The sequence below is a fragment of the Rathayibacter sp. VKM Ac-2760 genome, from assembly GCF_009834185.1.
In the GTDB taxonomy this organism is placed as follows: Bacteria; Actinomycetota; Actinomycetes; order Actinomycetales; family Microbacteriaceae; genus Rathayibacter.
This window is the reverse complement of the sequence record NZ_CP047173.1, coordinates 1,733,079-1,752,546: the sequence shown is the minus strand read 5'-3', so window position 1 is coordinate 1,752,546 and position 19,468 is coordinate 1,733,079. Positions and strand designations below refer to the sequence as shown.

Here is a 19,468-nt window from a genome sequence, read left to right as displayed (position 1 = left end):
CCGTCAGCCCGCGTTGACCCGGTAGACGTCGTAGACGGCGTCGATCCGGCGCACCGCGTTCAGCACGCGGTCCAGATGCGTGGTGTCGCCCATCTCGAAGACGAAGCGGCTGATCGCCAACCGGTCGCTCGAGGTGGAGACCGTCGCCGAGAGGATGTTGACGTGGTGCTCCGAGAGCACCCGCGTCACGTCGCTCAGCAGCCCCGAGCGGTCGAGCGCCTCGACCTGGATCTGCACCAGGAAGATGCTCTTGGACGACGGCGCCCACTCGACGTCGACGATCCGCTCGGGCTCCTTGAGCAGCTCCTGCACGTTGTGGCAGTTCGCCTGGTGCACGGAGACGCCGGCTCCGCGGGTGACGAAGCCGACGATCTGATCGCCCGGCACCGGCGTGCAGCACTTCGCGAGCTTGACCAGGATGTCGGGCGCGCCTTTGACCAGCACTCCGGACTCGCTGCTGCGGCTCCGCGGCCGCGGGGAGCGCGGCAGGGTGACCTCGTGCTCGTCCGACTCCGGGTCGCCCTGGATCGTCGCGACGACCTTCTCCAGCACCGACTGGGTCGAGACGTGGCCCTCGCCGACGGCCGCGTAGAGCGCCTCGACGTCGTTGTAGCGCAGCTGACTGGCCACCTCGGTGAAGGTGTCCTGGCTCATCAGCTTCTGCAGCGGCAGGTTCTGCTTGCGCATGGCCCGAGCGATGGAGTCCTTGCCCTGCTCGATGGCCTCGTCGCGGCGCTCCTTGGTGAACCACTGGCGGATCTTGTTGCGAGCCCGCGGGCTCTGCACGAAGTTCAGCCAGTCCTGGCTCGGACCGGAGTCGGGGTTCTTCGAGGTGAAGACCTCGACGACGTCGCCGGTGGTCAGCGAGGACTCGAGCGGCACGAGCCGGCCGTTGACCTTCGCACCCATCGTGCGGTGGCCGACCTCGGTGTGCACGGCGTAGGCGAAGTCGACCGGGGTCGCGCCCGTCGGCAGACCGATCACGCGGCCCTTGGGCGTGAAGACGTAGACCTCCTTCGCCCCGATCTCGAAGCGGAGCGAGTCGAGGAACTCGTTCGGGTCGGTCGTCTCGGACTGCCAGTCCGAGAGGTGCGCGAGCCACGCGAGATCGGTGTCGTTCGAGTCGGAGGCGACCTTGCCGGTCGCCATCTGCTCCTTGTACTTCCAGTGCGCCGCGATGCCGAACTCGGCGTGCTGGTGCATCTCGTTGGTGCGGATCTGGATCTCGACCGCGCGGCCCTTCGGCCCGATCACCGTGGTGTGCAACGACTGGTAGAGGTTGAACTTGGGGGTGGCGATGTAGTCCTTGAAGCGGCCGGGCATCGGGCTCCACCGCGCGTGGATCGAGCCGAGCACGGCGTAGCAGTCGCGCACCGAGTTCACCAGGACCCGGATGCCGACCAGGTCGTAGATCTCGTCGAAGTCGCGACCGCGGACGACCATCTTCTGGTAGATCGAGTAGTACTGCTTCGGCCGGCCGACGACGCGGCCGCGGATCTTGCCCGCCCGCAGGTCTTCGCCGATCAGGTCGATGATGCTCTGGACGAACTCCTCGCGCTGCGGAGTCCGCACCTTCACGAGGCTCTCGATCTCGTTGTAGATCTTCGGGTAGAGCACCGCGAAGGACAGGTCCTCGAGCTCCCACTTGATCGCCTGGATGCCGAGGCGATTGGCGAGCGGCGCGTAGATCTCGAGCGTCTCGGTCGCCTTGCGGGCCGCGGACTCGGCGGGGACGAAGCCCCAGGTGCGCGCGTTGTGCAGGCGGTCGGCGAGCTTGATGATGAGCACGCGGATGTCCTTCGACATCGCCACGATCATCTTGCGGACCGTCTCGGCCTGCGCGCTGTCGCCGTATTTGACCTTGTCGAGCTTGGTGACTCCGTCGACCAGCATCGCGACCTCGTCGCCGAAGTCGGCGCGCAGCTCGTCGAGCTTGTAGTCGGTGTCCTCCACCGTGTCGTGCAGGAGCGCGGCGGCGATGGTCTTCGAGCCGATGCCGAGATCGGCGAGGATCTGCGCGACAGCCAGCGGATGCGTGATGTACGGCTCGCCGCTGCGGCGCTTCTGGTTCGCGTGGGCCCGCTCGGCGACCGAGTAGGCCCGCTCGATCAGGGCGATGTCGCTCTTGGGGTGGTGGGTGCGCACCGTCCGCACGAGCGTGTCGACCGCTCCGGAGGGCTGCGCGCGCGAGAAGATCCGCGGGACGAGCCGGCGCAGGGCGGCGGTCGAGGACGTGGTCGTGGTATCGCTCACGCGGACATCTCCATCGCCTTATTATCGCCGGTCGCGGGAGTGCCGGTGACCGGTCCGCCGGAAGCGGACAGCGCCGTGCTCAGTCGATCCGGCCGGGGCGTCCCTCGTCATCGACGACGTCGCCGCCGGTGGCCGCCCACGCGGTCATCCCCGCCTCGATGTTCGCCGTCTCGTAGCCGGCTCCGTCGAGGGCCTGGACGACCATCGCTGAGCGGACGCCGGAGTGGCAGACCACCAGGATCGCCGCGTCGCGCGGCAGCTCGTCCTGCCGCGCGCCGATGCTGCCCATCGGGATGTGGTGCGCCGCGGCCGCGTGGCCGAGCGCCCACTCGTGCGGCTCGCGCACGTCGAGCAGCCAGACCTCGTCGCGTGCGACGAGACCGACCGCGTCGGCGGCGGTGACCTGCGCGTACTCGGCGGCCATCAGGCCTGCACGACCGGGGTGGTCGCCCGCTCGCGCGCGGACACGACGCGCTTGTCGTGCTTGGCGATCTCGGTCTCCTTGCCGCGCAGCTGCGCGTAGAGCGGAGCCGCGACGAAGATCGTCGAGTAGGTGCCGACGATGATGCCGATCAGCAGGGCGAGCGAGATGTCGCGGAGAGTGCCCGCGCCGAGGACGAAGGCGCCGATCACGAGGATCGCCGCCACCGGCAGGGCGGCGACGATCGAGGTGTTGATCGAGCGCACCAGCGTCTGGTTCTCGGCGAGGTTCACCGTCTCGGCGAAGGTCTTCGTGGTGCTGCCGAGCGCCTCCGCCGTGTTCTCCCGGATCTTGTCGAACACCACGACCGTGTCGTAGAGCGAGTAGCCGAGGATCGTGAGCAGGCCGATCACCGCCGCGGGCGAGACCTCCGTGCCGGTGATGCCGTAGACGCCGGCCACGATCACGAGGTCGTGCAGGAGCGCGACGATCGCGGACAGCGACATCTTCCAGGTGCGGAAGTAGGCCCACATCGCGAGGGCGGCGAGGATCACGAAGATGATCAGGCCGCGGACGGCCTGCTGCGTGACGTCCGAGCCCCACGCGGCGCCGATGAAGGACGACGCGACCTGATCGGTCGGCACGCCGTAGGCCTCGGAGAGCGCGTTGCGGACCTGGGTCGACTCGTCGGTGGAGAGCTGGCTGGTCTGCACGCGGATCGAGTCGTCGCCGACGACCGAGACGCGCGGGACCGCGTCCGGCGAGACAGCGGTGACGGCGTCGGTCGCGGCGGACTGGTCGAGGCTCTCCGGCGCGGTGACCGTGAACTCGGAGCCGCCGGTGAACTCGATGCTGAAGTTGAACCCGCCGCGCGCGGCCGTGCCCAGCACCGTGATCAGGATGATCACGATCGAGATGAGGTACCAGGTGCGCCGGCGGCCGACGAAGTCGACCGAGCGCTTGCCGGTGTAGAGGTCGTTTCCGAACTGCGAGAAGCTGGCCATCACGCGTCCTTCCCGTTCGAGTCGTTCGAGGAGCTGCGCGCGGCGGACGCCTCGGCGGCCTTCCGCTCGGCGATGGTCTGGCGGCGGGCGGCCTCGCGGGCGGCGGAGGAGCCCTTGCCCGCGGCGCCCTTGCCGGCGAGGACCGCGTCCTGCGGGCGGAACGCCGCGCGGCCGCGGTAGACCGCGCCGAGTGCGCGCGGATCCAGTCCGGAGGCCTTGTGCCCCTCGGAGAAGAACTTCGTCGTCGCGAGCAGCTGCAGCATCGGGTGGGTGAAGAGGATCACGACCACGAGGTCGATCAGCGTCGTGATGCCGAGCGTCAGCGCGAAGCCGCGGACGCTGCCGACCGCGAGGGCGAAGAGCACGACGGCGGCGAGCAGGTTCACCATGTCGGACGCGAAGATCGTGCGCAGCGCGCGGCGCCAGCCTGCCTCGACCGAGGACTCGAGTCCGCGCCCGTCGCGCAGCTCGTCACGGATCCGCTCGAAGTAGACGATGAACGAGTCGGCCGTGATGCCGATGGCCACGATCAGGCCCGCGACTCCCGCGAGCGAGAGGCGGAGTCCCTCCCGCCAGGAGAGCAGGGTGACCACGAGGTAGGTGACGATCGCCGCCACCAGCAGCGACGCGATCGTCACGGCGCCGAGCACGCGATACTGCGCGATCGAGTAGACGACGACGAGGATCAGACCGATCAGACCGGCGAGCAGACCGCTGGCGAGCTGGGTCGAGCCGAGCGTCGCCGAGATGCTGTCCGAGCTCTGCACCTGGAAGCCGATCGGCAGCGCGCCGTACTTCAGCTGATCGGCGAGGACCTTCGACGACTCCTGGGTGAAGGAGCCGGAGATCTGGGCGTTGCCGTCGGTGATCGCCGCGTTGGTGGAGGGCGCCGAGATCACTCGGCCGTCGAGGACGATCGCGAACTGGTTCTGCGCGCCCTGCAGGCCGATGAGGCGCGAGGTGACGTCACCGAAGGCCTGGGTGCCCTGGTCGTCGAAGGACAGGTTGACGGCCCAGGTGCCGGTGCTGGCCCCGGAGGACGTGGTCATCAGGCCGTTCGAGGCGTCGGCGATGTCCTCGCCGGTGATCTCGACCGGGCCGAGGACGTACTTGACCGTGCCGCTGTCGTCGCAGGTGATCAGGGGCTGATCGGCCGGCGCGAGGTTCGGGTCCTGGTCGTTGAGGAACGCGCAGTCGAAGGACGTGTACTGCGCCTCGAGCGCCGGCGTGATGTACGCCAGGTCGCTCGCGCTGGTCGGCGAGGCCGTCGGCTCGGTGGCGAGCGAGGGGTCGACCGGGGTCGGCGTGGGCGAGGAGGTGGAGTCGCCGCCGACCGAGCTGTCCGTCGCCTGGCTGGCGACGAGGACGGGGCGGAAGTCGAGCTTCGCCGACGCCTCGATGCGCTGCAGCGTCTCGTCGTCCGGCGTGCCCGGGATCGAGACGACGATGTTGCTCGAGCCCTGGGTGGTGATCTCCGACTCGGAGACGCCGGAGGCGTCGATCCGCTGGCGGATGATCGAGACGGCCTGGGTCAGCTGCTCGGAGGAGACGGTCTCGCCGTCGGTGAGCTGGGGCTGGAGCACGATCTGCGTGCCGCCCTCGAGGTCGAGCGCGAGCTTGGGGACCCAGGAGCCGCCCCCGAAGATGACGGCGGCGGCGTTCAGTCCCACCAGCGCGAGGATCAGGACGCCGAGCCAGCTCAGCGAGCGCCGGGCCTTCCGGACGGGGGTTGATGCGGCCACCCAGGGCTCACCTTCTTCTTCGGTCGGCGCCGGCTCTCCGGCCGACGCTGGCTCTGCGGTCGACGTCGATCCTCGCACCGGCACCGACCCTGGGGCCCGCGCCGGTCGTGCGATCGACGGTCTTCGGACCGGGGCGCACCCCGGACGTGGAAGGGCGGGCGGGGTGCTGATGCACCCTGCCCGCCCTGGAGACTACTGCGCGTCGGGCCTGCGGTCGCGCTCGACCGGATCGACCAGCGGGTCGGACTTGTGGGCGACGTCGCGCTCGCCGAACGCGGGCGACTCGGTGGCCGGGACGACCTCGGCCTCGTCCTCGTCGGCGACGACCGCGTTCTCGGTCGGGTCGATGAGGCGGGCGATGGCCTGGCGGTGGATCGTCAGCAGCGTGCCGGGCGTCGACTCGATAATGATCTTGTTCTCGTCGTCGTCGATCGAGACGACGGTGCCGAACAGGCCGGAGCCGGTCATCAGCTCGACGCCGGGGACGAGACCGGACTTCATCTTCTCCGCCTCGCGCTGCCGCTTCTTGTTGTTGCGGAACATGAAGATGATCATCACGGCGAGAAGCAGGACGAGCAGGATGATCGTCGGATCCATGGGTGAGCCTTCCGGAGTTGAGGGTGATCCGCCTTCAGATCGCGCTCTGGTGAGCACAGGGTCTGGAGAGCACCGGGCTGGCGCCGGCGGATCGAGCGGCCCGTCGGGCCTTGAAGATTATAGGTCATCTCCGAACAGGGGCCGCTGGGAGGCCGAGGCGGCTCCCCCGCGCGGTTCCACGCCGAAGTGGCGCCACGCCGCCGGGGTCGCGACGCGGCCGCGCGGAGTCCGAGTGAGCAGTCCGATCCGAACGAGGAACGGCTCGACGACCGCCTCGACCGTCTCCGCCTCCTCGCCGACCGAGACCGCGAGCGTGTTGAGGCCGACCGGTCCGCCGTCGAAGCGGGTGAGCACGATGTCCATCACGGCGCGGTCGAGGCGGTCGAGGCCGAGCTCGTCCACGTCGTAGAGGTCGAGTGCCGCACGGACCGCGGTCACGTCGGCGCGCCCGCCGTGCACGAGCGCGAAGTCGCGGACGCGGCGCAGCAGGCGGTTGGCGATGCGCGGGGTGCCCCGGCAGCGGCCGGCGATCTCGGCGACCGCCTCGCCGTCGATGTCGAGGTCGAGCAGGCGCGCGGCGCGGGTCAGCACCTGGCGCAGCTCGGTCTCGTCGTAGAACTCGAGATGGGCGGTGAAGCCGAAGCGGTCGCGCAGCGGATTGGGCAGCAGACCCGAGCGCGTCGTCGCGCCGACGAGGGTGAACGGCGCGAGATCCAGGGGGACGGACGTCGCGCCGGCGCCCTTGCCGACCATGATGTCGATCCGGAAGTCCTCCATCGCGAGGTAGAGCATCTCCTCCGCGGAGCGCGCCATGCGGTGGATCTCGTCGATGAAGAGGATCTCGCCGGGCAGGAGCGAGGAGAGCACGGCCGCGAGATCGCCCGCGTGCTGGATGGCGGGGCCGCTCGACATCCGCAGCGGCGACGAGCTCTCCTCCGCCACGATCATCGCGAGGGTGGTCTTGCCGAGGCCGGGCGGGCCGGCCAGGAGGATGTGGTCGGGCGTGCGCCCCTGCATCGCCGCCGCCTTGAGCAGCAGCTCGAGCTGGCCGCGCACCTTGCGCTGGCCGACGAACTCGCCGAGGGTCTTCGGGCGCAGCGCCCCCTCGAAGGCGATCTCGGCCTCCGAGGCGACCTCGGGGCCCATCACGTCGTCACCGCTCACGAGCGCGCCGCCGGGCCGAGCCGGGCGAGGGCGAGGCGGAGCAGCGACTGCACGCTCGCGGCGTCGGACGCCTGCGCGTCGAGCAGGATCTCGTCGACGACCTCGGCGGCGACGCGCTCGGGCCAGCCGAGGCCCACCAGCGCCGAGAGCACGCTCTGGGCGGCCGTCGCGGCGGGACCGGAGCCGCGCGCGGCCCGCGGGCGGACGGCGAGCTTGCCGGCGAGCGACAGGATGATGAGCTTCGCGGTCTTGGGGCCGATGCCGGAGACCTTGCGGAAGACGGCGTCGTCCTCGTCGGCCACCGCCTGCGCGATCCGCTCGGGCTCGACGGCACCGAGCACGCCCAGCGCCGACTTCGGGCCGACGCCGGTGACGCCGATCAGCAGCTCGAAGATCTCGAGCTGCTCCTCGTCCGGGAAGCCGTAGAGCGTCAGCGAGTCCTCGCGCACGATCAGCGTCGTGATGAGCACGGTCTCGTCGCCGACGCGCAGCTCGAGAGCGTGCTGCGGCGTGACGTTGACCGCGTAGCCGACGCCGTGGACGTCGACGACGGCGAGACTCCCGCGGGCGGAGAGGACGGTGCCGCGGAGGGAGGAGATCACCGCGTCAGTCTAGAGGCTCGAACAGGCGTTCGAGCGGAGGCCTCCGCGGCGCGCCAGGCGCGCTGGGCCGCGGTCTCCCCCTCGACCGCGGCCGGACCCGCGGCGATCGGCCCGCGCCACGCGTGGCAGACGGCGAGAGCCAGCGCGTCGGCCGCATCCGCGGGCTTCGGCGGGGCGTCGAGGCGGAGGATGCGCTGGATCATCGTGGTGACCTGGCGCTTGTCCGCCGCCCCGTAGCCGGTGACCGCCGCCTTGACCTCGCTCGGCGTGTGCATGCCGACGACGAGGTCGCGGCGCGCAGCGGCGACGAGCGCGACGCCGCTGATCTGGGCGATGCCCATCACGGTGCTGACGTTGTTCTGCGCGAAGACGCGCTCGATCGCGACGGCCTCGGGGCGGTGCTCGTCGAGCAGTGCCTCGATCCCGTCGCCGAGTGCGAGCAGCCGGCGCTCGAGCGGGGCGTCGGGAGCCGTGCGCAGCACGCTGACGTGCACGAGCGTCGCCCGCCGGTCGCGGCCGACGTCGACGATGCCGACGCCGCACCGGGTGAGCCCCGGGTCGATCCCGAGGACGCGCATCAGCGCGCCCGCCCGGGACGAGCCGGGGTCACCGGGTCACTCCTCGTCGTTCTCGAGCTCGGCCCGGACCTCGGGCGTGATGTCGAGGTTGGTGTAGACGTTCTGCACGTCGTCCGAGTCCTCGAGAGCGTCGATCAGGCGGAAGACCTTGCGCGCCGTCTCGGCGTCGGCCTCGACCTGGAGCGAGGCGACGAACTCGACGTCGGCGGCGTCGTAGTCGATGCCGGCCTCCTGCAGCGCCGTGCGCGCCGGGACCAGCTCGGCGGCCTCCGTGCGGACCTCGAAGGACTCGCCGTGGTCGATGACGTCGTCGACGCCGAAGTCGAGGACCGCGCCGAGCACGTCGTCCTCGGTGACGCCGTCGCCGTGCGGGACGGTGATGACGCCCTTGCGGGCGAAGTTGTAGGCGACGCTGCCCGGGTCGGCCATGGTGCCGCCGTTGCGGGTCATCGCGGTCCGGACGTCGGCCGCGGCGCGGTTCTTGTTGTCGGTGAGGCACTCGACGAGCAGCGCGATGCCGTTCGGGCCGTAGGCCTCGTACATGATCGTCGTGTAGTCGATGACCTCGCCGGTGAGGCCGGCGCCGCGCTTGATCGCGCGGTCGATGTTGTCGTTCGGCACCGAGGTCTTCTTGGCCTTCTGCACGGCGTCGACGAGCGTCGGATTGCCGGACATGTCGGCCCCGCCGATCTTGGCGGCCACCTCGATGTTCTTGATCAGCTTGGCGAAGGACTTCGCGCGGCGCGAGTCCTTGATCGCCTTCTGGTGCTTGGTCGTGGCCCACTTGGAATGCCCGGACACGGTGCTCCCTCGGAAATCTCGTTCGTGCGACTCCCTCGGGCGCCGCTGATGGCTGGTCCAGTGTAATCCAGGGCCGCCGAGCCGCCGGGGACCCGGCGGGCACGGTCCGTCGCCACGACGGATCCCGCCATCCCGGTTCTTCCGCGCCAGGAACTGGCCGTCCTCGCCGCGGCGCCGGAATGCTGACCGCGGCGCAGAACCTCTCCGTCCACCAGGCCGTCGACGACGAGGAGCACGATGACCCTCCCCCAGCACGATCACGACAGCGACGACGACTCGTTCGTCGCCCGGACCGCCGGAATCGCCCGCCGCTCCGCGTTGGCCGCCGCGTGGACCGCGCCGGTGGTCGCCGCCGCCGTCGCCGCACCGGGCGCCTCCGCCTCCCCCGTGCCAGTGGGCACCGGAACATTCGTCGGCGTGGCGGTACACAGGGAAGACGTTCGCGGCTTCAACACGAAGGTCTATGTGAACGGGGAGAGGACCCCCGCAGGGACCGTCGTGCTCGAAGTGGAAGCCGAGATCGTGATCACGACGGAACACGACGTCGACTCCTGGGGGAGCGGGATCGTCGCCGTCGGACCCAGAACCGGGCGCCTCGTCCTTCCCGTCGGCAGCTACCCGGCGAACTTCAGCTACCCGCTCGACGGGAGGGCGGTCTGGGTCTCTCTCCCTGACAGACCGAGAGTGACCCTGCTCAGCGCGAGTCCCAGGGGAGCCTTCTCCGCGACCGCCACCGTGCTCGCGCCGGTCTACCCGGGCCCTGACCCTGCAGCGACGCGAGGCTATGGCGTGCCGTCGTCCACGATCGTCGTCACGGTATGAGACGTGACCGCGCCGCTCACCGCGGCGAACAGGAGAGTTCGAATCCGAGGACGATGCCGCCGCGAGGTGGACGGAGCACCGTCACCTTCTGCGGCATCCACCACCGCGACGACGATCGAGGACGACCATGACCCGTAACGACGACGAGGGACGAGGGCTGGCGCGCGACGAGGACCGCCGGGGCCCGGCGCGACGGACGGCTGTGGCGGCGGCGTGGAGCGTGCCCGTGATCGCCGCCGCGTTGACGGCGCCCGCCGCCGCCGCGTCCGCTCCCGGTGTCCCGTTCAGCAGGGGCACTCCCCTGCACCTCGACGACGGGCCCTTCGTCGGCTTCGTGCTGCGCGCCGACCCTGCGGCGGCCGGCCGGTTCGGCCTCGAGCTGCGCGTGTCCGCGAGCGTCGAGCTCGGAGCGCCGGTCGTGCTCGCCGCGGAGGCGCGGGTGGACCTCACCACGGACCACGACGTGTCCGCCTGGGCCGACGGCATCGTTGCAGACAGCCCGCGTACCGCCCACGTCCTCCTCCCCGCCGGGGCCTACCCGACCGACGGCAGGATCAGCGTCGATGGCAAGGGCCAGGAGTACCTCTCGGTCGTCATCACCGGGAAGCGACTCGTCTCGCAGCTCAGCGCACTGCCGAGGGGCCGGGCCACCGTCACGGCGAGTGTGACCAGCGGCCCCGTCTACACCGGCACGAACTCGCTGGTGAAGATCGCCACCGGGAGCATCTCGACGACGATCGTCCTCGAGCTCTGACCCTCGCGGCGGTGCGGGGTTGCTCGGCGGAGGCCGGACGCGATCAGCGATGTCCGCGGGTGTCTCTTCCGAAGAGGTCCGCGCCTGCGCCGGAAGATCGGGCGACGGTGGGTCTCGATACGCCCCTGCGGGGCTACTCGACCAGCAGGTGGGCGCGGGCGGCGCGGCCGGGGTCGGTCGTACCTCGTCGGGCGATCCGTCACGGACGGCTGCCCGGATCGAGCGGAGGCGACCGTTCGCGACGGATCGATCGCCGGGACTCGCGCAGGTGGACCTCGCCACGGACGACGGCGTGTTCGCCTGGGGGGGGCACCCTCCCGGTCGAGGTACGACGCGCTTCATCCCGCCACCAGGTGCATTCTGCGCCACGAGAGAGCCGGATCCGGCCGCTACCCGGAACACTCAGCCAGCGAAGACGCCTTCCGCGGAGTCCCCCTCCGCGACGAACGAACCTGGAGACACGATGACAGCCCAGCACGACACTCGCGAGCTCGGTTCCGAGGCGGAGGCCCCCGGCCTCGCACGGCGATCACTGATGGAGGTCGCCTGGACGGCTCCGGTGGTCGCCGCCGCCGTGACCGCGCCGGGTGCCGCCGCGTCGATCCCGAGTCCTCCCTCGGACGCGAGAACGGTCATCGGGGTGCAGGTCGGCTCCTACAACCCTCTGGAGTTCAATCTCTTGACGTACGTGACCCGGTTCGAGACCGCGGGGCCGGGCAGCCTTCCCCCGAATTCGGACGTCTTCCTCGCCGAGGAGGGGCAGGTGGACATCGTCTCGGAGGGCGACATCGTCGCCTGGCCGGACTCCGCGATCCTCACCACCTCGCGTACCGCTCGGATCATCATCCCCGCCGGCGTGCACCCGTGGAACAACTCGTACGTGCGCGAAGGCCACCAGGTGAACATCGCCCTCGGGGTCTCTCCCATCACCATGCGGCTCGCCGAGCGCCCGACCGAGCCGGTCAGGATGAGGGTCGAGGTGACCCGTGGCCCGGTCGACACTGTGTCGGGGAGGATCGTCGGCTCGTACGCGCTGTTGTCGGACATAGCGGCCGTCCACGTGTGATCGCTGCTGTGTCGACGGTCGTGGTCCTGGTCCGACGGACGCCGGCCGCGTACTCAGCGCAGCAGGCGCGAGAGGACGCGGTCGGCGAGCGGCTTGCCGCCGGTCTGGCAGGTGGGGCAGTACTGCAGCGTCGAGTCGGAGTAGATCACCTGGCGGACGGTGTCGCCGCAGACCGGGCAGGCCTCGCCGGTGCGGCCGTGCACGCGCATCCCGAGCTTCTTCTCGCGCTTGAGATCGGCGGCGTGCAGGCCCTCGGCGCGGCCGAGAGCCTCCTCGAGCGTGTACCGCAGCGCACTGTAGAGGCGATCCAGCTCGTCGGGCGTGAGCGAGGCCGGCTTGAACGGCGACATCCTCGCGACGTGCAGGATCTCGTCGGAGTAGGCGTTGCCGATGCCCGCGATCCGCGACTGGTCGCGCAGGACGCCCTTGATCTGAGCGCGCCCCGCCGTCGCGAGGATCGCGCCGAGGATCTCGCGGGTGAACTCCGGATCGAGCGGGTCGGGACCGAGCCGGGCGACCCCGGGCACGTCGCGCGGGTCGGCGACGATCGAGATCGCGAGGCTCTTCTTCGTGCCGGCCTCGGTGATGTCGAAACCGGAGCCGTCGTCGAGGATCAGGCGCGCGGCGAGCGGGCCGCGGCCCGGCTTCACCGGGGCGGTCGGCCGCTCGGGGCGCCAGCGCACCCAGCCCGCTCGGGCCAGGTGCAGCAGCACGTGCGCGTCGCCGATCGCCAGGTCGAGGAACTTGCCGTGCCGGCTCACCCCGTGGACGGTCTCCCCCGCGAGCGACGACGGCGGGATCGCGACGGTCTTGAGCGCGGAGATCGCGAAGACGTCCAGGCGCTCGAGCACCCGACCGCCGAGGCGCTCGTCCAGGTCGCGCGCGAGCGCGTGCACTTCCGGGAGCTCGGGCATGCCCCTACTGTGCCGCGCCGAAGCGGATCGCGGCGACCCTTCGAAGGAAGAGCTCGTGGAAGCGGTAGTCGCCGGTGATCTCGGGGTGGAACGCCGTCCCGAGCAGGTTGTCCTGCTCGACCGCCACGATCCGCCCGTCCGGCAGGGTGGCCAGGGCGGTCGCCCGCTCCCCCAGCGCCTCGACGACGGGGGCGCGGATGAAGACCGCGTGCATCGGCGGGTCGCCGATCCCGGCGATGTCGAGGTCGGTCTCGAAGGAGTCGAGCTGGTTGCCGAAGGCGTTCCGGCGGACGGTCACGTCCAGGCCGCCGAAGCTGGACTGACCGTCGATGCGGTCGAGCACCCGGTCGGCCAGCATGATCAGGCCCGCGCAGGTGCCGTAGACGGGCAGGCCGGCGGCGATCGCCTCCTGCACCGGCTCGGCGAGACCGAACAGGCGCGAGAGCTTGTCCATCACGGTCGACTCGCCGCCGGGGATCACGAGGCCCGCGACGGAGGCGAGCTCGCTCGGGCGACGCACCAGCACGACCTCGGCGCCGAGCTCGCGCAGCACGTGCGCGTGCTCGCGGAAGTCGCCCTGCAGCGCGAGGACGCCGACGCGGAGCCCCTCGAGGGACTCGCGCGCCCTGCCCTCGCCCGCGACGGGGGCCGTTTCGCTACCAGCCACGCTCGGAGAGGCGGTGCGGCGCGGGCACGTCGGCCACGTTGATGCCGACCATCGCCTCGCCGAGGCCGCGGGACGCCTCCGCGACGACCTTCGCGTCGTCGAAGAACGTCGTCGCCTTGACGATCGCGGCGGCGCGCTTCGCGGGCTCACCCGACTTGAAGACGCCGGAGCCCACGAACACGCCGTCGGCGCCGAGCTGCATCATCAGCGCGGCGTCGGCCGGCGTCGCGACGCCGCCGGCGGTGAAGAGCACGACGGGCAGCTTGCCGGTCTGCGCGATCTCGGCGACCAGCTCGTAGGGCGCCTGCAGCTCCTTGGCGGCGACGTAGAGCTCGTCCTTCGTCAGCGACTTCAGGCGGTTGACCTCGGCCGAGATGGTGCGGATGTGCTTGGTGGCCTCGGAGACGTCGCCGGTGCCGGCCTCGCCCTTCGAGCGGATCATCGCGGCGCCCTCGGTGATGCGGCGCAGCGCCTCGCCGAGGTTGGTGGCGCCGCAGACGAACGGCACGGTGAAGTTCCACTTGTCGATGTGGTTCACGTAGTCGGCGGGCGAGAGCACCTCGGACTCGTCGATGTAGTCGACGCCGAGCTCCTGCAGGATCTGCGCCTCGACGAAGTGGCCGATGCGGGCCTTCGCCATGACGGGGATGGAGACGGCGGCGACGATCCCGTCGATGAGGTCGGGGTCGCTCATCCGCGCGACGCCGCCCTGCGAGCGGATGTCGGCCGGGACGCGCTCGAGCGCCATCACGGCGACGGCTCCGGCGTCCTCGGCGATGCGCGCCTGCTCGGCGTTGACGACGTCCATGATCACGCCGCCCTTGAGCATCTCGGCGAGCCCGCGCTTGACGCGGCTCGAGCCGAACTGCTCGGAGGCGGAGGAGGAGGTGGGGGTGGTGTCGGTCATGTTCGCGAGTCCTGTTCTGTGCGGCGTCTTCCGCCGACGGCAGCGTCCAGTCTACGAGACGGGGCGGGTGGGGATCGGCGCTGGACAACGGCGGGGGCGCGGGTCTCGATACGCCGCTGCGCGGCTACTCGACCAGCAAATACGCCGCTGCGGGGGTGCTCGACCAGCAAAGGGTGCCGCTGCGGGGGTGCTCGAGCGGCAAAGGGTGCCGCTGCGGAGGTGCCCGAGCGGCAGGGGCAGCCGCTGCGCGGCTACTCGACCAGCACGAGGCGCTGCGGGCGGGCTAGGGGTGGGGCCAGGCGGCCGCGAGGCTGGCGCGGACGTCGCCGAGGAGCTGGGGCAGGGCCTTCGTGCGGGCGATGATGGGGAAGAAGTTGGCGTCGGTGGCCCAGCGGGGCACGACGTGCTGATGCAGGTGCGCGGCGATGCCGGCGCCCGCGACGGCCCCCTGGTTCATCCCGAGGTTGAAGCCGTCGTTGTTCGAGACGCCGCGGATGACGCGCATCGCGGTCTGGGTGAGCGCGCCGATCTCGGCCACTTCCTCGGGAGTGGCCTCGTCGTAGAGCGGGATGTGCCGGTACGGGCAGACCAGCAGGTGGCCCGAGTTGTACGGGAAGAGGTTCAGCAGCACGTACGCGTGCTCGCCGCGGGCGACGATCAGCCCCTCCTCGTCGCTCAGCGTGGGCGCCACGCAGAAGGGGCAGTCGTCGGCGCCGGGCTGGCCCTTCTGGATGTAGACCATCCGGTGCGGGGTCCACAGGCGCTGGAACTCGTCCGGCACGCCGGCGAGGTGCGCGGAGGACTCCGCGCCCTCCGGCACCGACGCGTCCGTCACGTTCAGACCTGCGCCTTCGTCGCGATGGCCTCGCGGATCCGCGCGACGGCGTCGGCGACCGGGATGCCGTTCTCCTGGGTGCCGTCGCGGAAGCGGAAGCTGACTGCTCCGGCGTCGCGGTCCTTCTCGCCGACGATCAGCTGGAACGGGACCTTCTGCAGCGTCGCGTTGCGGATCTTCTTCTGCATCCGGTCGCTGGAGTAGTCGATCTCGGCGCGGACGCCGGCCTTCTTCAGCTGTCCGACGACGTCCTCGAGGTAGGGCAGGTACTCGTCGGCGATCGGGATGCCGACGACCTGGACCGGCGCGAGCCAGACCGGGAAGGCTCCGGCGTAGTGCTCGGTGAGGATCGCGAAGAAGCGCTCGATCGAGCCGAAGAGGGCGCGGTGGATCATCACCGGGCGCTGCTTCGTGCCGTCGGTCGCGGTGTACTCGAGCTCGAAGCGCTCGGGCTGGTTGAAGTCGAGCTGGATCGTCGACATCTGCCAGGTGCGGCCTATGGCGTCGCGGGCCTGGACCGAGATCTTCGGGCCGTAGAACGCGGCTCCACCCGGGTCGGGGACCAGCTCGAGGCCGGACGCGACGGCGACGGCGCGCAGCGACTCGATCGCGGACTCCCACTGCTCGGGGGCGCCGACGAACTTCGGGTTGCCCTCCTCGTTGGTGGAGAGCTCGAGGTAGAAGTCGTCGAGGCCGTAGTCGCGCAGCACCTGGAGCACGAACTCGAGGTTGCGGGTCAGCTCGGCCGGCACGTCCTCCTGCGTGACGTAGATGTGCGCGTCGTCCTGGGTCAGGCCGCGGACGCGGGTGAGGCCCTGCAGGGTGCCGCTCTTCTCGTAGCGGTACACGGTGCCGAACTCGGCCAGGCGCAGCGGCAACTCGCGGTAGCTGCGGCCGCGCGAGCGGAAGATCAGGTTGTGGAACGGGCAGTTCATGGGCTTGAGGTAGTAGTCCTGGCCCTGGCGGGTGACCGTGCCGTCCTCGTCCTGCAGCTCGTCGAGGTGCATCGGGGGGAACATGCCCTCGGCGTACCACTGCAGGTGACCGCTGGTCAGGAAGAGATCGCCCTTGGTGATGTGCGGCGTGTAGACGAGCTCGTAGTCGTGGGCGAGCAGCTGCTCGCGCATGTACTGCTCGATCTCGTAGCGGATGATGCCGCCCTTGGGGTGGAAGACCGCGAGGCCGGAGCCGATCTCGTCCGGGAACGAGAAGAGGTCGAGCTCGTGGCCGAGCTTGCGGTGGTCGCGGCGGGCGGCCTCCTCGAGGCGGGCCTGGTGCGCGCGCAGCTCGTCCTTCGTGGGCCAGGCGGTGCCGTAGACGCGCTGGAGCTGCGGGTTCTTCTCGGAGCCGCGCCAGTAGGCGGCGGCGTTGCGGGTGAGCGCGTAGCCGTTGCCGATCATCCGGGTGTTGGGCAGGTGCGGGCCGCGGCAGAGGTCCTTCCAGACCGTCTCGCCGGTGCGCGGGTCGACGTTGTCGTAGATGGTGAGCTCGGCGCCACCGACCTCGACCGACTCGCCGTCGGCGCCCGCGCCCTTCAGGCCGATCAGCTCGAGCTTGTACGGCTCGGCGGCGAGCTCGGCGCGCGCCTCGTCCTCGGTGACGACGCGGCGGACGAAGCGCTGGCCCTGGCGGACGATGCGGTCCATCGCCTTCTCGAGCGCCTTCATCGCCTCGGGGGTGAACGGCTCGGTCACGTCGAAGTCGTAGTAGAAGCCGTCGGTGACGGGCGGGCCGATGCCGAGCTTCGCCTCCGGGTTGCTCTGCTGCACCGCCTGAGCCAGCACGTGCGCGGCGGAGTGGCGGAGGATGCTCAGGCCGTCCGGCGAGGAGATCAGGACCGGTTCGATCCGGTCGCCGGGGACGACGTCGGCGGCCAGGTCCTTCAGCTCGCCGTTGACCCGGATCGCCACGACCGCGCGGTCGCTGAAGTGCGTGAACCCGGTGCCGGCCTCGGCGACGACGGTCGCGCCGGCGGCGGATTCAGACGATTCGGGGACGTTCGACGATTCGTTCGACACGCGCGGATGCTCCTCAGGGTCGGGTCAACCCCTCGACTGTAGTCGTCGGCGGAGACACCCGGTCGCGACGACGCGGCCCGGGAGGTGACCTCCCGGACCGCGCGAGGATCCTGATGCTCCGTCTCGATTCCTGGCGATCGGGGGCACCGGGAGTCCTGCGACGCCGACGCGCGACCCGATCGCGCACTCGACACCTCGACGATTCTAGAAGTCGGGCCGAATCCTGCCGGAACGCTCTCTGAGGATGTCATCGATTCCGACACCCCTGAAGTGGGGTCACGTACCGGGTTGCCAGGAGGGCTAAGTTCAGCAGCGAACCACCCGATCACCGGGAACGGCGCCGCACGAACCCTGTCGTGCTCCGCCTCCCGACGCGAGGCCCCGCCTCGACCGCCCTGCTCATCCTGGGAGCACGACGGTCGCCGCGGTGTCGACGTGGCGACGGCGCAGAGCGGCCCCGAAACCTCTCCGACGTCCGAGCCGCACAGAAGCACCCCCTTCCCTGTAAGCCCGAAATGCAGGTTGATCCCCTTGAATGCACCACTGGTGCGCGCCGTCGGCGTGCCCTCCCCCCGGCTCCACCCCTTCTCGACCCTCTGTCGCCGCGCTGCGGCGGCGAGGCATACGAGCGGTGGTGAGAGCAGGAGACGCCGGTGACCGCCGTCTCCGCCGCGGCCCGGACTCCTCAGCGCGATCCGCGCGCCCTCGTCCTCGTCCCGGCACCGCCGGCCGAGGCCTCGAGCTGGCGCCGCCGTTTCTCGCGGAGGGTCCTGGCCGCGGACACCCTCGTCGTCCTCGGTGCCGTCTCGCTCGCCGCGGGACTGCGCTGGTCGACCGAGCCGCGCTCCGGTGACCTCGTCGTCGCCGCCGCCCTCCTCATCCTCTGGATCGCGTCCGTCCTGCTCGCGCAGCGGCGCCTCCACCACCGCATCGGCGCGGGGGCGGAGGAGTTCCGCCGCCTGCTCTCGGCGACGATCGCGACCTTCGGGCTCGCCTCCGTCGCCTCGGTGCTCAGCCACGTCGATCTGCCGCGGCTGCACGTGCTGGTGGCGCTGCCCGTCGGACTCGGCGGGATGCTGGCGGCGCACGCCCTGACGCGCGGCCACCTGGCCCGCGAGCGCCGGGCCGGTCGCGCCCTGTCCCGGGTGATCGTCGCCGGCGGGCTGCACGACGTGACGCACATCGTCACGCAGATCGACCGCCGGCGCGGCCGGGTGGAGTACGACGTCGTCGGCGTCGCGCTCGGCGCCGAGACCGGCGTCCCCACCGAGGGCCGGCGCTCGATCACGGTCCACGGCCGCACGATCCCCGTCGTCGGCGCCATCGACCGGATCGCGCAGGCGGTGGTCGAGCAGCGCGCCGACGCGGTCGTCGTGGCCGGGCAGGTCGACGGCGGCGACGCCTTCCTCCGCCGGCTCTGCTGGGCGCTCGAGCCGTTCGCGGTCGAGCTGGTGCTCGCACCGGGGCTCAGCAGCGTCGCCGGCCCGCGCATCCACTGGCGGCCGGTCGACGGCCTGCCGCTGATGCGGGTGGAGCCGCCGCGCTACTCCGGGCCGCGGCACGCGCTCAAGCGGGTGCTCGACGTCACCGTCTCGGCCGCGGCGCTGGTCGCGCTCTCGCCGCTGCTCGCGCTGCTGGCGGTGCTGATCCGCCGCGACAGCACCGGGCCCGCGCTGTTCCGGCAGCAGCGGGTCGGGCGGGCCGGCGAGATGTTCACGATGCTCAAGTTCCGCTCGATGACCGTCGACGCCGAGGCGCGGCTCGCCGAGCTGCGGCCGGCCAACGAGGGCTCGGGGCTGCTGTTCAAGCTCCGGAACGACCCGCGGGTCACGCCGCTGGGCCGGGTGCTGCGGCGCTACTCGCTGGACGAGCTGCCGCAGTTCTGGAACGTGCTGCGCGGCAGCATGAGCCTGGTCGGCCCGCGGCCGCCACTGCTGAGCGAGGTGGAGCGCTACGACGACGTCGTCAACCGGCGGCTCTACATCAAGCCCGGCATCACCGGGCTGTGGCAGACCGGCGGCCGCTCCGAGCTCGACTGGGAGGACGGCGTCCGGCTCGACCTCTACTACGTGGAGAACTGGTCGCTGGCCGGCGATCTGCTCATCCTCTGGCGGACCCTGCGCGTGATGCTGCGCCCGGTCGGCGCGTACTGACGCACCCTCCGCTCCCCTCCTTCCTCTCTCCTCCCCTCCTTCCTCTCTCCTCCACTCCGGCGCTCTCCCCGCCGTCCCCTCCCCGGCGTGCCCCGACGCGCCGCCCCCGTCCGCGCGCTCCCTCTCCCTGGTCGGAGAGCCCGGTCCCCTCGGCGTGCCCGCACGCCGCC

18 protein-coding genes are annotated in these 19,468 nt (G+C 71.0%); 4 read left to right on the top strand and 14 right to left on the bottom strand.

Annotated elements, in window-relative coordinates; all coding sequences use genetic code 11:
* Positions 1 to 3: 3 nt before the first annotated feature.
* From GSU72_RS07915 to GSU72_RS07875, 9 genes are all read right to left on the bottom strand, one after another.
* Positions 4 to 2,253: a bifunctional (p)ppGpp synthetase/guanosine-3',5'-bis(diphosphate) 3'-pyrophosphohydrolase gene (locus tag GSU72_RS07915; protein ID WP_159984528.1), complete on the bottom strand. Its 2,250-nt coding sequence runs from the start codon at positions 2,251 to 2,253 to the stop codon at positions 4 to 6.
* 79 nt (positions 2,254 to 2,332) lie between these two features.
* A complete protein-coding gene (locus tag GSU72_RS07910; RefSeq protein WP_159984527.1) occupies positions 2,333 to 2,677 on the bottom strand; it encodes a rhodanese-like domain-containing protein in 345 nt (114 codons plus the stop codon).
* The gene (gene secF, locus GSU72_RS07905; protein ID WP_159984526.1) at positions 2,677 to 3,678 is read right to left on the bottom strand and encodes a protein translocase subunit SecF; all 1,002 of its coding nucleotides are present in this window, start codon (positions 3,676 to 3,678) and stop codon (positions 2,677 to 2,679) included. Before secF ends, GSU72_RS07910 begins: the two co-directional genes overlap by 1 nt.
* Positions 3,678 to 5,420, bottom strand: coding sequence for a protein translocase subunit SecD (secD, locus tag GSU72_RS07900; protein WP_159984525.1), 1,743 nt, complete (start codon positions 5,418 to 5,420; stop codon positions 3,678 to 3,680). Before secD ends, secF begins: the two co-directional genes overlap by 1 nt.
* A 192-nt stretch (positions 5,421 to 5,612) precedes the next feature.
* The gene (gene yajC, locus GSU72_RS07895) at positions 5,613 to 6,017 is read right to left on the bottom strand and encodes a preprotein translocase subunit YajC (protein WP_159984524.1); all 405 of its coding nucleotides are present in this window, start codon (positions 6,015 to 6,017) and stop codon (positions 5,613 to 5,615) included.
* A gap of 117 nt (positions 6,018 to 6,134) precedes the next feature.
* The gene (gene ruvB, locus GSU72_RS07890) at positions 6,135 to 7,163 is read right to left on the bottom strand and encodes a Holliday junction branch migration DNA helicase RuvB (RefSeq protein WP_159986728.1); all 1,029 of its coding nucleotides are present in this window, start codon (positions 7,161 to 7,163) and stop codon (positions 6,135 to 6,137) included.
* Positions 7,164 to 7,177: 14 nt separating this feature from the next.
* Positions 7,178 to 7,783, bottom strand: coding sequence for a Holliday junction branch migration protein RuvA (gene ruvA / locus GSU72_RS07885; RefSeq protein ID WP_159984523.1), 606 nt, complete (start codon positions 7,781 to 7,783; stop codon positions 7,178 to 7,180).
* Positions 7,780 to 8,361: a crossover junction endodeoxyribonuclease RuvC gene (gene ruvC, locus GSU72_RS07880; RefSeq protein ID WP_159984522.1), complete on the bottom strand. Its 582-nt coding sequence runs from the start codon at positions 8,359 to 8,361 to the stop codon at positions 7,780 to 7,782. The genes ruvA and ruvC overlap by 4 nt, the downstream gene beginning before the upstream one ends.
* A 36-nt stretch (positions 8,362 to 8,397) precedes the next feature.
* Positions 8,398 to 9,162, bottom strand: coding sequence for a YebC/PmpR family DNA-binding transcriptional regulator (locus tag GSU72_RS07875; protein ID WP_123446193.1), 765 nt, complete (start codon positions 9,160 to 9,162; stop codon positions 8,398 to 8,400).
* 237 nt (positions 9,163 to 9,399) lie between these two features.
* Here GSU72_RS07875 and GSU72_RS07870 point away from each other — a divergent pair, with 237 nt between their 5' ends.
* The 3 genes from GSU72_RS07870 to GSU72_RS07860 all read left to right on the top strand — a co-directional run bounded on the left by GSU72_RS07870 (position 9,400) and on the right by GSU72_RS07860 (position 11,804).
* Positions 9,400 to 9,984 (top strand): hypothetical protein, encoded by a 585-nt coding sequence (locus tag GSU72_RS07870; RefSeq protein ID WP_159984521.1) that lies wholly within the window; start codon positions 9,400 to 9,402, stop codon positions 9,982 to 9,984.
* Positions 9,985 to 10,111: 127 nt separating this feature from the next.
* Positions 10,112 to 10,738, top strand: a complete 627-nt coding sequence (locus tag GSU72_RS07865; RefSeq protein ID WP_159984520.1) for a hypothetical protein — start codon at positions 10,112 to 10,114, stop codon at positions 10,736 to 10,738.
* Positions 10,739 to 11,201: 463 nt separating this feature from the next.
* Positions 11,202 to 11,804 carry a hypothetical protein gene (locus GSU72_RS07860; RefSeq protein WP_159984519.1) on the top strand — a complete coding sequence of 201 codons (603 nt, stop codon included), beginning with the start codon at positions 11,202 to 11,204 and terminating at the stop codon, positions 11,802 to 11,804.
* Positions 11,805 to 11,857: 53 nt separating this feature from the next.
* Here the strand turns inward: GSU72_RS07860 and GSU72_RS07855 are convergent, their stop codons facing one another.
* The 5 genes from GSU72_RS07855 to thrS all read right to left on the bottom strand — a co-directional run bounded on the left by GSU72_RS07855 (position 11,858) and on the right by thrS (position 17,037).
* Positions 11,858 to 12,718, bottom strand: a complete 861-nt coding sequence (locus tag GSU72_RS07855; RefSeq protein WP_159984518.1) for a DNA-formamidopyrimidine glycosylase family protein — start codon at positions 12,716 to 12,718, stop codon at positions 11,858 to 11,860.
* 4 nt (positions 12,719 to 12,722) lie between these two features.
* Positions 12,723 to 13,385, bottom strand: a complete 663-nt coding sequence (gene pdxT, locus GSU72_RS07850) for a pyridoxal 5'-phosphate synthase glutaminase subunit PdxT (RefSeq protein ID WP_159984517.1) — start codon at positions 13,383 to 13,385, stop codon at positions 12,723 to 12,725.
* Positions 13,375 to 14,292 (bottom strand): pyridoxal 5'-phosphate synthase lyase subunit PdxS, encoded by a 918-nt coding sequence (gene pdxS / locus GSU72_RS07845; protein WP_159984516.1) that lies wholly within the window; start codon positions 14,290 to 14,292, stop codon positions 13,375 to 13,377. The genes pdxT and pdxS overlap by 11 nt, the downstream gene beginning before the upstream one ends.
* A gap of 283 nt (positions 14,293 to 14,575) precedes the next feature.
* Entirely contained in the window at positions 14,576 to 15,127 is a 552-nt protein-coding gene (locus GSU72_RS07840) for an HIT domain-containing protein (protein ID WP_159984515.1), read from the bottom strand.
* 2 nt (positions 15,128 to 15,129) lie between these two features.
* Positions 15,130 to 17,037: a threonine--tRNA ligase gene (thrS, locus tag GSU72_RS07835; RefSeq protein ID WP_244256102.1), complete on the bottom strand. Its 1,908-nt coding sequence runs from the start codon at positions 17,035 to 17,037 to the stop codon at positions 15,130 to 15,132.
* Between the two features lie 761 nt (positions 17,038 to 17,798).
* Between thrS and GSU72_RS07830 the strand changes: the two genes are divergently transcribed.
* A complete protein-coding gene (locus GSU72_RS07830) occupies positions 17,799 to 19,298 on the top strand; it encodes a sugar transferase (RefSeq protein WP_159984513.1) in 1,500 nt (499 codons plus the stop codon).
* Positions 19,299 to 19,468: the final 170 nt, after the last annotated feature.